We start from the raw sequence: 13,172 nt of genomic DNA, 5'->3' as shown, positions 1-13,172 counted from the left end.
TTTCGACTCTAATATTCTTATTCTAGCAGATATTGTTGGTAATTTATAATGATTCTTTCTATTCTTTTCTGACTTCAACGTTCATTTTAATTTAAGCATTACCTTTTACCGTTCCACTTAAAGAAATTTTAATTGTTTTGGCCACATTTTTCGGAATACCTAATTCACGTAGATCAGAGACACTTGCCTCTGCAATCCGCCGCATAGAACCAAACTTTCGCAAAAGTTTGTTCCGTGTTTTTGGACCCACACCTGCAATGTCATCTAACCGTGAACTCAATGAATGCTTCGTATGCACTTGCCTATGAAAAGTAATCGCAAATCGATGCACTTCATCTTGAATTCGCTGAACTAAGTAAAATCCCTGACTTTTAGGATCCAATAAAACGTGTCGGTCTTCAGGTCCAAAAAGTAAATCTGCGGTTTTATGTTTATCATTTTTAACCATTCCTGCTACCGGAATTTGGAGATTCAATTCGTTAACTAAAACATCCTTAACCGCATTTAATTGAATCTCGCCACCATCCATCAAAATTAAGTCAGGTAGGCTCTGATGCTCCTTTAAAAGCCGTGTATAACGTCTTCTGATAACTTCACGGGTACTAGCTGCTTCATCTGCATGGTCAACCGTGGTCAACTTATACTTGCGATACATTTTTTTATCAGGTTGTCCATCTGTAAAAACAACCATGGCCGAAACTAGATCTGCTCCTTGAATATGGGAATGATCAAATGCTTCAATTCGATGACCCGCCGGAATTCCTAAAGCGTCCGTAACTTCTTTCATCGCACCCACTGTTTTTGAATCATCCAGTTCAAGCAAACGAAACTTTTCTTCTAATGTAATTTTTGCATTTTCTTGAGCCAAATTCATTAAGTCGCATTTCTGACCTCGTTGTGGTGTCCGAACCGGTACTTTTAAAATATCACTAATGACTTGGTTTTCGAGTCCGGACGGTACAAGAACCTCATTTGGAAGTAAATTATTCTTCTGGTTATAAAACTGGAGAATAAATGTCGTCAATTCTTCTGGAGCAGTGCTAACAACCGGAAAAAGTCTTTTTTCGCGTTTCATCAACCGAGCTTGGCGAATAAAGAATACTTGAATTGACAACCATCCTTTATCAATATAAAAGTTAAACAAGTCACGTGGGGTATGATCGTTGGAAATGATTTTTTGTTTTTCAACCGTTACTTCAATATAATGAATCTGATCACGAATATCTGCAGCTCGTTCAAATTCTAATGCTTGTGCAGCTTCATTCATTTGTACAACAAGTCGTTTTTTGATTGTTTTAACATTACCATTTAGAAACGATTTAATTCGGGCAATCTGTTTAGCATATTTTTCTTCTGGAACTGTTTTGAAACATGCCCCTAAACACTGTCCCATATGGTAATACAAGCAAGGTCGATGCTGAAAGCCCGTGCATCGTCGTAATGGGTACACTTTTTGTAAAAAATGAAGTGTTTCTTCTGCCGCATAAACATTAGGATATGGGCCGAAGTAGTACGCACCATCCTTTTTTAAGTCACCAGAAATTAGCATTTGCGGATCTCTTTCATTGGTGATTTTAATGTAGGGATACCCCGTTCCTCGTTTTAATTTGATATTAAAATAAGGCTGATACTTTTTAATTAACGTAATTTCTAGCAAAAACGCCTCTTTATCACTAGAAGTTACAATATAATCGAAATCGGCGATCTCAGATACTAAACGAGCAGTTTTTCCATCATGGGAACTTTTGAAATAAGAACGAACACGATTTTTTAAATTTTTTGCTTTACCGACATAAATAATCTGACTATTAATATTTTTCATTTGATAACAGCCAGGTAAATCTGGTAATAAAGCCAATTTATGTTCAATATGTTCTGATGCCAACCGATTTCACCTCCCAGCGTAATAAACTTGTAACATTATAACGCCTTTCAGGATTCAGAGCAACAATAAAGGCAAACATACATTCGTTTGTAAGTTTGTCCATAAATTCTAGACTTCATATTTGTACTAGATAAAAAAACAGTGAGATTAAGAACACTTTCCTAATCTCACTGCTTATTATTGAACAAGAACTTTAGATAAAAAGTCTTGTGCACGTTCACTCTTAGGATGACTGAAAAATTCCTCTGGAGTTCCTTTTTCCTGAATGTAGCCACCGTCCATAAACCAAATTTGGTCAGCTACTGAACGAGCGAATCCCATTTCATGGGTGACAACAACCATTGTCATCCCTTCCTTCGCTAAATCCTTCATTACCTTCAAAACGTCTCCTACCATTTCGGGATCTAACGCAGAAGTAGGTTCATCGAATAACATAACCTCTGGTTCCATTGCTAACGCACGAGCAATCGCCACTCGTTGCTGCTGACCACCTGACAAACCGTTCGGATAAACCGAACCCTTGTCTGACAAACCAACTTGCTCAAGGAGTTTCTGAGCAGTTTTGGTTGCTTGTTCATCAGACAGATTTTTGACATTCATCGGGGCTAATTTAATATTGTCTAACACCGTCATATTTGGGAAAAGATTAAAGCTTTGAAAAACCATTCCCATTTTTTCACGCAGTTCGTCTAGTTGTTTTTCCTTAAGATTAGTAAGATCAGTGCCTTCGAATAACACATGTCCATCAGTCGGTTGTTCTAACAAAGTTAAACAACGGAGAAAAGTACTTTTTCCTGCTCCAGAAGGACCAATAACGCAGATAACCTGTCCTTGTTCAACCGTTTCGGAAATATTCTTTAACACTTCAGTTTCATGATATTTTTTATTTAATTTTTGAATGTCTAAAATATTAGTTGGCATGTTTCATTCTCCCTTCGAAATAAGCCAGAATCTTTGATAAACCAAATGTAACAACAAAGTACAACAACATTGCAACCACAATTGGGGCAACTCCTCGATACGTATCTGACTGAACAATTTTCAATTGATAGATCAAATCTGTCACACCAATGATTGAAACAATCGAACTTTCCTTAATCAAAGAAATAAATTCGTTACCCAGTGCTGGCCAAATATTTTTAATTGCTTGTGGCAAAACCACATAACGCATCGTTCCCTGCTTCGAAAGACCCAAACTGCGGGCTGCCTCTGTTTGCCCTTTGTCCACTGAATTAATCCCGCCACGAATGACTTCAGCCACGTAGGCACCACTATTAAGAGAAACAGCAATGATACCTGATGTTAACGCTGGTAAGTTGACAATCAAACCAATTCCAAAGTAAACAAACATAATTTGAACCATTAAAGGCGTTCCCCGAACAAACTCAATGTAAGCCGTTGAGACTAATTTTAATAATTTGTTTCGACTTAAACGCATAAATGCGAGAATCGTTCCTAAAATAAAACCAAAGAACACAGAAAACGCTGAAATAAGTAAAGTATAGCCAATTCCTTTAGCAAAGTATTTCCAATAATGAGTCATTGAAGTATTGACTGTATTGGTTTTCATATGAGTTCCGGCTTCTTTTAAGTATACCTTGTTGATTAAATCCTTTTTCTTAATTTTTGCAAGGCTCTTATTAACGGCACCAGCGAGACTAGTTGCACCCTTTTGGAAAGCAATCGCGGAACTGGTTTCATTAGTATTTAAATTAAAGTTCCCATTAATTAAACTAAGTTGCGGATTGTTCTTTACATAAGCTTCGGCACTTGGCTTTTCCATAACAATTCCGTCAATCTTATTGGTTTGAAGAGCTAAAATTAAATCCGCTCCTTTATCAAATCCTTTAACTGTCACATTTGAAATTTGTTTCTTAGCCATATTATATTGCATGGTTCCTGTTTGAGCACCTAATGTCTTACCCACAAAGGACTTTTTACTTGTATATATGCCAGCATCCTTTTTGTTAATAACAATATCTTGGCCACCCTGATAATAAATATTGGAGAAGGTTACGTTTTTTCGACGTGCGGCTGTCGGATTCATTCCGGCCATGACCATATCTACTTTACCAGTTTGTAAGGCAACCAATAAGGAATCAAAATCCATGTTCTTAATTTTAAGTTTGACTCCTAAATCCTTTGCAATCTGTTTAGCAATGCTAATATCCATTCCGACATCAACACTTTTACCGTTTTTTGTAGTTTGAAACTCATAAGGGGCATAATCAGGACTAGTTCCCATAACTAAAACACCCTTTTTTTGAATTTTAGCTAATGATTGATCACTCGAACTGGTTTTTGAACTCGCCGCATTTGCGGTACCAAAGGGCAATAAAGTGAACAATAATCCAACAATCGTAATAATCTCTAAAAACTTTTTTTTCATAATTGCAACTCCCTACGTCAAATAGAATATACGAAGTATAATCTATTTTGATTATTTATACAAGCTTTTTTGAAAAATAATTCTTTTTATGCAATTAAAGCCTTTATATTCATTTTATAATGCATATTTTCCAATTTGCTGACAGATGATATAAAATCTGTTATGATAAGCGCAAGGAGTGATGGGTATGGGCTTAAAAATTAAACAAGAAATAAATCTCGAAAAAATGTTGGATAAATTTGTTGCACCAGTTGAAGACAAAAAGGCTATTGATAAAAAGAACAAATTTCTGAAAAGAAATGACGACACCAATAAAGATAAAAAGCAAAAAAAATGAGTGAAAATTGACATCAAATGTCAACTTTCACTCATTTTTACTATTTATCTAAAGATTGAAAGCACAAAAATGTATCTAATTGTCTGACACAAAAGTGTTCATGGTAACAAAATTAGGTTAAAATGCCGTCCTACGGCTCACCCGGTCTGGAACGTAGTGGGCACGACTTGAAGCCGCAAACCACGTCTTCAAGCTCGGCCTTTATCTAAGCGAAAATCGCTAAGATAAATGTCACTACTGAGCCCATTTGCTGAAAGACGGCATTTTAAACTTTTTTTATAGGCTAAGTCGTTTAACATCAGTTATTGAAGTGATTTTGATACTTTCAACCTTTAGTATTTATTTATTTGCTGGATATCGTTGATTTAAAGTTTCAATATTTTCTTGTGCTACCTGTTCAAAAGGAATATCCGCCCATTCAGCAACTTGAGAGAGATACCACAAAACATCTCCCATTTCTTTAGTTAACTCTTCTCGATTCAAATCCTTACCATGAAAGGTATAGTTTTTAACTAAATCTACTACTTGCCCACTTTCGCTTGCTAAACCTAGGGCACAGTTTGTTAAAACTTGTTCATTGCCAAACAAAGTTCTGTTTGCTTTCTTTTGATAATCATTGAATTCCATTATTAATCCTCCCCGATACGTTTCTCAATCCATTGCCAAACCTGATCCTTACCCATTTTTGTTTGGGCCGAAAAAAGTTGAAATTCATCAGGTTCACTAAAATGGAGTGTCTTTTTGATTAAGCTTTCACTCTTATTCCACTTACCACGAACAACCTTATCACTCTTAGTTGCCACAACTAAAATTGGAATTTGATAGTAATGTAGCCAATCATACATTGCAACATCATCTTCACTTGGTGCATGACGTGCATCAACCAAGGAAATTACACCCTTTAATTGAGGACGCGTAGACAAATAGGTTTCAATCATTTTTCCCCATTTTTCACGCTCTGTTTTCGATACTTTGGCATAGCCATAACCTGGAACATCAACGAAGTACAATTGATCCTCAACATTATAGAAATTCAAAGTTTGCGTTTTCCCCGGCTGTGAAGACGTTCTTGCATAACTATTACGATTAATTAAAACATTTGTCAACGATGACTTACCAACGTTAGAACGCCCTACAAGCGCGATTTCTGGATAACCAGTTGTTGGATACTGAGCTGGAGCTACGGCACTCATGACCAACTCGACATTATGAACTTCCATTTCTTGTACCACCTTTTTAATCTTGTTTAATTTTAACACACAAAGATTGAAATTTTTGATCAAAAAAATAATGACTTCCAGTTCAGAAGCCATCATTCTTTTATTACCACACATTTAGGAAGCTTTTTTGTCTTTTAAAATTAATTCTGGTTCTGCATGATCAACCACAGTTCGTTTCGTCACTGTAACTTGTTCAACGTCTTCTCGAGAAGGAATATCAAACATAATATCACGCATAACCTCTTCAATAATCGAACGTAACCCACGAGCACCAGTATTTCGTGAAATTGCCTCTTTAGCAATTGCTCGCAAAGCTTGTGGTGTGAAATGTAGTTTAACATCATCCAGCGCTAGTAAAGTCTTGTATTGTTTGACTAAAGCGTTCTTGGGCTCTGTTAAAATTCGAACCAAATCATCCGTGGTTAGTTTTTCCAAGGCCGTTAAAATTGGTAAACGACCAATGAATTCAGGAATTAAACCAAATCGGAGTAAATCTTCTGGAATCACTTGTTGCATGAGACTCTTAGATTCATCAATCACCTTAGTTGAGTCTGTGCCAAATCCAATGACTTTATCACCTAAACGACTCTTAACAATATCTTCAATACCATCAAAAGCACCGCCGACAATAAATAAAATGTTAGTGGTATCAATTTGAATAAACTCTTGTTGTGGGTGCTTACGTCCTCCTTGAGGTGGCACATTAGCAATTGTACCTTCTAGAATCTTAAGGAGTGCTTGCTGAACCCCTTCACCGGACACATCACGGGTAATAGAAACATTCTCACTCTTTTTAGCAATTTTATCGATTTCATCAATATAAATAATTCCTTTTTCAGCCTTATCTACATCGTAATCTGCATTTTGTAAAAGTTTTAAGAGAATATTTTCAACATCTTCCCCAACATAACCAGCCTCTGTTAATGTCGTTGCATCTGCAATTGCAAATGGCACATTTAAAATACGAGCCAAGCTTTGAGCTAAAAAAGTCTTTCCTGAACCAGTTGGTCCAATAATACTAATATTACTCTTTTGTAATTCAATATCCCCATCATCAGCATTTTCCATTTGGTTGATTCGTTTATAATGGTTATATACCGCCACTGAAAGGGTACGTTTAGCTTCTGTTTGACCAATCACATATTCATTCAACTTATTGACAATTTCTGCCGGTGTCGGAATATCAGAAAATTCCTCAGCACTCTCACGAGAAACATCTTCATCAATAATTTCTTTACATAAATCAATACATTCGTTACAAATATAAACGCCAGGACCTGCAACAATTTTTTTAACTTGATCCTGAGTTTTTCCACAGAACGAACAAGTTATTGTCCCTGTGTTATCGGTGTTATCTAACAACCAACTCACCTCTCTAATGTTTATAGAACCATCATAACAAAAACCCTGATATTAAGCTAATAACTCGTTTTACAAAAATGAGATTGAGAAAATTTGCTTTTCCCAACCTCCTTCTTGTATTCAAGATAAGCTTGAATTATTTAGCTTCTTTATCTGTATCATCTTTTTTTGCAGCTTTTGCTTTACTTTCTTCTACAGCAGAATCTGTAATAACTGCAACGGCCTTCTTAACAGCAATATCATGCTTCAACATGTCTTCAGAAAGTGCCTTCTTAACAGCACTCTCTTCCATACCATATTGTGAAGCCAAATCTTTGATTTCAGCAGCAACTTCATCAGCTGTAGGGACAATCTTTTCAGCTTCAACAATTGCTTCTAGAACCAAATTAGTTTTAACTCGGTTTTCAGCTCCATCAGCTAATTGCTTTTTAAGATCATCTTCTGAAGTACCAGTGATCTTATAGTAAGTCTTTGGATCAATTCCTTGTTGTTGCATGTTTGCTAAGTACTGGTCAAGCTGACGTTGAACATCTTCATCGATCATTGCTTGAGGAACTTCTTTAACTTCAGCATTGTCAACAGCTTTTTGAATTGCTTCGTCTTCTTTAGCTTGAGCAGCTGCATCGTCTTTTTGTTTCTTCAATTCATCATGTGTCTTAGCTTTTAATTCTTCCAAAGAGTCGACTTCTTCATCAACGTCTTTAGCAAATTCGTCATCTAATTCAGGAAGTTCTTTTGTTTTAATTTCGTGAATAGTAACGGCAAAGACAGCTTCTTTACCTTGAAGATCCTCTGCATTGTAGTCATCAGGGAAAGTTACCTTAACATCAACCTTATCATCTGACTTATGACCGATTAATTGATCTTCAAAACCAGGGATAAAGGAATTAGAACCAAGTTCCAAATCATAATTCTCAGCCTTGCCACCATCAAATGGTTTGCCATCAACTGTTCCGACAAAATCAATTGTGACTGTGTCACCCTTTTCAGCTGGCTTGTCTTCTTTCAAAACAAGTTCTGCTTGTTGTTCACGTTTCTTTTCAATGTCAGCGTCTACTTCTTTAGAAGTAACACGATGACTTTGTTTAGCAACGCTTAAGCCTTTGTAATCACCAAGTTTAACGTCTGGTTTAACAGTCACAACAGCTTTTAAAACCCAAGCTTTACCCTTTTCCATACTATCAACATCAATTTTTGGTTGATCCACTGGTTCAATTTTTGTTTCTTCAATAGCAGCTTCATAAGCTTCTGGAAGTACAATATTTAAAGCATCTTCATAGAGTGCTTCTTCGCCATACATTTGATTAAAGATTTGACGTGGGACACGTCCCTTACGAAATCCGGGAACATTTAATTGTTTCCGTGTTTTTTGAAAGGCTTTGTCTAAACCTTCTTGAATTTTATCAGTACTAATTTCGAATGTTAATTCGCCATTACTAGCACTCTTTTTTTCCCATTTTGCAGTCATTATTTTCCCTCCGACAATAAAAAAGTGGTTTTACAATTTGTATTGCATACGGATACTAGTTTACCGTATACAAATAGAATTGTAAATGCTTATGTCCTTAATTATCGTGTATAAAGGCTAATTTGTATCACATTGAACCCGAAATACAAAAAAAGATTCGGAATTAAATTCCGAATCTTTTTAATATGCTTCAAAAATTAATTAATCATCAATTTCAGAAACAACACCGGCACCAACAGTATGTCCACCTTCACGAACAGTGAACTTAGTACCTTTTTCAATGGCAACTGGTTCGATAAGTTCTACAGTAAATGTAACGTTATCACCAGGCATTACCATTTCAACGTTATCAGGTAATTCAATGACACCTGTAACATCAGTTGTATGGAAGTAGAATTGAGGACGATAGTTTGAGAAGAATGGTGTATGACGACCACCTTCCTCTTTCGTCAAGATATATACTTCAGACTTGAACTTCTTGTGTGTCTGGATTGAACCAGGTGCAGCAAGTACTTGTCCACGGACAACTTGTTCACGGTTAATACCACGAAGTAAGACACCAACGTTATCGCCGGCCTCACCTAAATCAAGAGTCTTACGGAACATTTCAAGTCCTGTAACAGTAGATTTAAGGACTTCATCCTTCAAACCAACAATTTCAACTTCGTCACCGATCTTAACTTCACCACGGTCGATACGACCAGAAGCAACAGTACCACGACCAGTAATTGTGAAGACATCTTCAACAGGCATTAAGAAAGGTTTGTCGTTATCACGTTGTGGTGTTGGGATATATTCATCGATAACATCCATTAAGTGAAGGATAACTTTTTCTTGTTCTGGATCGCCTTCAAGGGCCTTCAAAGCTGAACCACGGATTACAGGAATATCATCACCAGGATAATCGTATTCTGATAATAATTCACGTACTTCCATCTCAACTAAGTCAATCAATTCGTCATCATCAACTAAATCAGTCTTGTTTAAGAAGACAACAATATAGTTAACACCAACTTGGTGAGCAAGTAAGATATGTTCACGAGTTTGTGGCATAGGACCATCAGTTGCAGCAACAACTAAGATGGCACCATCCATTTGAGCGGCACCAGTAATCATGTTCTTAATGTAATCAGCATGTCCTGGAGCATCAATATGTGCATAATGACGCTTTTCTGTTTCATATTCAACGTGAGCAGTATTGATTGTAATACCACGTTCACGTTCCTCTGGAGCAGCATCAATATCAGCATAGTCTTCAGCTTTTGCTAAACCTTTGCTAGCTAAAACCTTTGTGATAGCTGCTGTCAAAGTAGTCTTCCCATGGTCAATATGGCCAATTGTACCAATATTTACATGGGGTTTTGTTCTTTCGTAATGTTCTTTTGCCATTAATACGAACCTCCTGTATTTTCGTAAGAATTACTCAGCCCTTGGCGTGGCTGGATTCTTTAAAAACTATTATACTACATCCTCATGAAAAGGCAAAGGTTCACCTTAGAGAATCCTTAAACATTATATATAGAACATTGAAGTTTGTAAACCAATTAAACCAAAAAAGTTACATTATTTATAGCTTTTTGCTTACTTTGTTTCATTAATTTTCAAAAAGCTCACTAGTAAGGGTCTGAAACTTCTTTTGCCACTTACTAATCGTTTGATTTTCTAGTGTGTTGGCATGTGCACGACCGTAATAATCGTCAATCCAGTAATTTACCCATAATTCCGGCGTTTTAAACACTTGGTCAGCAAATGGATAAACATAACTCAAATAGAGGTTTTTATCTTTTACAATTCCCTCTAATAAAATTGGATCCTGGTTTGCTAGTCTTTGTTGTAAAAGTTTATTAAATTTTCGCTGAATTTGATTATCTAAGATTCGCGTAAGCTTGGCTAAATCTACTTCATGGTTCTGTTTATCAATCCAATAAAATTGAATTTTTTGACTTAATTTTAAAGAAATAACATTTTCAAGAACCGTTGCGCGTATAAGCGGATGGACAAAAGGATCAAGAAAAATAAACTGAGCCGCCTGGAAATACTCAGTAGCTGGTAGTTGTTTGGATTCTTGAAGGACATCATGCGAAGCTGTTATCGACAAATCGCCCAAATGATAAAATTTTTTTAATTTTTGATTTAAGGTAACTTTTTGTTGCCTCACTTCAGCTTCTTTATCCGCTAATTCACTCGTAAAATTGGCGACATTCTCACCATGAACTTGTTTTAAATTTTCTAAAAAAGCATAGGCATCTAAAAAATTTTGGCAAGCAAGTAAAATAGAAAAATAAAGTTTCTGTGTTTTCAAACTGCTTATATAGAAGTTGTACTGGTCATTTGCGTATCTTAAGCTCTCAAGGTAATGCTTTGTTTTATAGAGACTTAATACAAAAAAATAATTCAACTGTGAATTATTCTGCAATTCACTTACAGATGGTTCAATTAGATTCAACGCCTTTTCCCATTGTTCATCTGCAATAGCCTGTTTAATTTTAAATAATTGTGCCTTACTCACATAAAACCTCCGAATCTAAAAACTGGTGATGTCTAACAATCAACATTACCAGTTTCTTAACTATTTCTCTTCAACTTTTCTTGGTGCTTTTACTGGCGCTTTTCGATGGTGCTGATTAACTTCCATAATGACAGGAAGGATTACTGGATGTCGTTTTGTTTGATCAAATAAGTAACGACTAATCTTTTCTCGAATGTCCTGTTTTAAATGACCCCAATCAAATTCCTTATTATCAAGGTTATTTTGTACCACCTCAGTCACAATTGAAGCACTCTCTTTGAGTAAATCATGGCTGCTATTCACGTAAACAAATCCTCGTGATGTAACTTTAGGTTCCCCAATAATCAGTTTTTTCTTTCGGTCAATGGTCACAACCGCGATAAAAATACCGTCATCTGATAGTATCTTGCGATCACGCAACACAATATTTCCAATATCGCCAACACCAATTCCATCAATCATGGTATCGCCAACTTCAATTCCTTGTCCTAAATGCATTTCACCATTTTTATACTCTAAAACATCGCCCTTTTGGGTTAAGAAAATATGATCATCAGCCATTCCGACTTCACGTGCAAGTTGTGCATGCGTATTTAACAACCGATATTCACCCTGGATAGGAATCAAATAGGCCGGTTTTAAAAGATTAATCATCAATTGCAGATCATTTTTGCTAGCATGTCCTGAAGCATTTAAATCATCAGAAATAGCCTTAACTTCGCCACCAGCACGATAAATCATATTCTTGGTCTTAGCCACGGTGGTTTCCATTGCATGCGATGGTGTGGTTGTAATAAATACTAGATCTCCTGGATCGATATGAATCCCCTTACCTGGATCATTAGCCATTTTTTGTAGTGCTTTAATTGGTTCACCCATTTTGCCAGTCTCAAGAATAACTGTGCGTTCTTTATCTAAACTGTTTAGTTTATTGAATGGAACAATTACATCATCCGTTGGTAAATGTAGCTTTTTCAGATCTAAAGCCGTGTTTACAATTCTTTCTAAATCATGTCCGGTAAGTACTACCTTGCGGTCTGATTGTGCAGCGGCATCTAATACTTGTTGAATTCGCAAAATATTAGAGGCAACGGAGGCTACCACAATTCGACCTTCATGATATTTGAAGGTCTCCAAAATATAATTTGCAATATCACGTTCATTTGTCGATGGTTTGGGATTTTCATCGTTTGCTGATTCACTTAGAAGAGCTAAAACACCATTTGCACCAATTTGTCCCAATCGACCAAAATCAGTCGCATACTCACTCGAAGCTGTTTGATCAAATTTAAAATCACCGGTATAGACAATCTGTCCCTCGCTTGTCTTTAAAACAATACCCAAAGATTCGGGAATAGAATGGGTCGTTTTGAAAAATGAAACGGTCACATCGCCAAAATCTATTTCCATTTTTTCATTGACAATATGAAAATCCTTAAAATTCTTTAATTTATTATCTTTTTCAACATTTAATTTGGCTAAGGCAATGGTCATTTCAGAACCAAATACTGGCACTGGAAACTTATCCAAAAAGTAGGGTAAAGCCCCAATGGCATCAGCGTGTCCATGAGTTAAAAAGACACCAACAATTTTGTCACTATGATCTTCTAAATATGAAAAATCTGGAATAACCACATCGATTCCAAGTAATTCATTTTCTGGATATTTCAAACCACAATCCAACACGTATATTGAATCATTAACTTCAACGGCATACATATTTTTACCGTTTTCCCGTACCCCACTAAAAGGGATAATTTTAATACTATTACTCATTCATTCCACCTCAAAATTTTTAATTGCTTTCATTATTCACTTGTTTATCTATCAAAATACGCGAACTTAAAATGAACCTAATATCACAAAACGGCTTTCTTTTTTAAATTCAAATGTAAAATTTCAGATGAATTTTTTAGTTCGCCAGCCCAAATATCACTTATTTAGTACTGTTTTAACCCAAAAATTCGTTCATTCTTACTGAATTACATTTTTTTGCGCTATT

At 36.0% G+C, this 13,172-nt stretch carries 11 protein-coding genes; 1 reads left to right on the top strand and 10 read right to left on the bottom strand.

Translation table 11 applies throughout. The features are described 5' to 3' along the window. Nucleotides 1-91 precede the first annotated feature (91 nt). The 3 genes from uvrC to AB3219_RS07985 form a co-directional block, all read right to left on the bottom strand. Nucleotides 92-1,885, bottom strand: a complete 1,794-nt coding sequence (gene uvrC / locus AB3219_RS07995; RefSeq protein WP_263794919.1) for an excinuclease ABC subunit UvrC — start codon at nt 1,883-1,885, stop codon at nt 92-94. A 177-nt stretch (nt 1,886-2,062) separates the two neighbouring features. Continuing rightward, nucleotides 2,063-2,806 carry an amino acid ABC transporter ATP-binding protein gene (locus tag AB3219_RS07990; protein ID WP_216754424.1) on the bottom strand — a complete coding sequence of 248 codons (744 nt, stop codon included), beginning with the start codon at nt 2,804-2,806 and terminating at the stop codon, nt 2,063-2,065. Then, nucleotides 2,796-4,274: an ABC transporter substrate-binding protein/permease gene (locus AB3219_RS07985; protein WP_216754425.1), complete on the bottom strand. Its 1,479-nt coding sequence runs from the start codon at nt 4,272-4,274 to the stop codon at nt 2,796-2,798. The genes AB3219_RS07990 and AB3219_RS07985 overlap by 11 nt, the downstream gene beginning before the upstream one ends. Nucleotides 4,275-4,461: 187 nt before the next feature. Between AB3219_RS07985 and AB3219_RS07980 the strand changes: the two genes are divergently transcribed. Beyond that, nucleotides 4,462-4,611, top strand: coding sequence for an SPJ_0845 family protein (locus AB3219_RS07980; protein ID WP_216754426.1), 150 nt, complete (start codon nt 4,462-4,464; stop codon nt 4,609-4,611). 339 nt (nt 4,612-4,950) lie between these two features. Here AB3219_RS07980 and AB3219_RS07975 read toward each other — a convergent pair whose 3' ends face one another. The 7 genes from AB3219_RS07975 to AB3219_RS07945 form a co-directional block, all read right to left on the bottom strand. Next, on the bottom strand, nt 4,951-5,238 hold the full coding sequence (locus tag AB3219_RS07975; protein ID WP_057808061.1) for a nucleoside triphosphate pyrophosphohydrolase family protein: 288 nt from the start codon (nt 5,236-5,238) through the stop codon (nt 4,951-4,953). Between the two features lie 2 nt (nt 5,239-5,240). Then, a complete protein-coding gene (gene yihA / locus AB3219_RS07970; RefSeq protein ID WP_057808063.1) occupies nt 5,241-5,831 on the bottom strand; it encodes a ribosome biogenesis GTP-binding protein YihA/YsxC in 591 nt (196 codons plus the stop codon). Between the two features lie 114 nt (nt 5,832-5,945). Then, complete coding sequence (gene clpX, locus AB3219_RS07965; protein WP_216762722.1) at nt 5,946-7,193, bottom strand: ATP-dependent Clp protease ATP-binding subunit ClpX; 1,248 nt, start codon at nt 7,191-7,193, stop codon at nt 5,946-5,948. A gap of 136 nt (nt 7,194-7,329) precedes the next feature. Next, nucleotides 7,330-8,661, bottom strand: a complete 1,332-nt coding sequence (tig, locus tag AB3219_RS07960) for a trigger factor (RefSeq protein ID WP_216754428.1) — start codon at nt 8,659-8,661, stop codon at nt 7,330-7,332. A gap of 201 nt (nt 8,662-8,862) precedes the next feature. Beyond that, nucleotides 8,863-10,050 (bottom strand): elongation factor Tu, encoded by a 1,188-nt coding sequence (gene tuf, locus AB3219_RS07955; protein ID WP_057808055.1) that lies wholly within the window; start codon nt 10,048-10,050, stop codon nt 8,863-8,865. Between the two features lie 205 nt (nt 10,051-10,255). Beyond that, nucleotides 10,256-11,170 carry a hypothetical protein gene (locus tag AB3219_RS07950; protein ID WP_260365130.1) on the bottom strand — a complete coding sequence of 305 codons (915 nt, stop codon included), beginning with the start codon at nt 11,168-11,170 and terminating at the stop codon, nt 10,256-10,258. Between the two features lie 60 nt (nt 11,171-11,230). Continuing rightward, the gene (locus AB3219_RS07945; RefSeq protein ID WP_216754430.1) at nt 11,231-12,946 is read right to left on the bottom strand and encodes a ribonuclease J; all 1,716 of its coding nucleotides are present in this window, start codon (nt 12,944-12,946) and stop codon (nt 11,231-11,233) included. Between the last annotated feature and the right edge of the window lie 226 nt (nt 12,947-13,172).

Source organism: Pediococcus ethanolidurans (assembly GCF_964062635.1).
Classification (GTDB): Bacteria; Bacillota; Bacilli; order Lactobacillales; family Lactobacillaceae; genus Pediococcus; species Pediococcus ethanolidurans.
The sequence above is the reverse complement of the archived record's forward strand: the minus strand, read 5'-3'. Positions and strand labels throughout refer to the sequence as shown.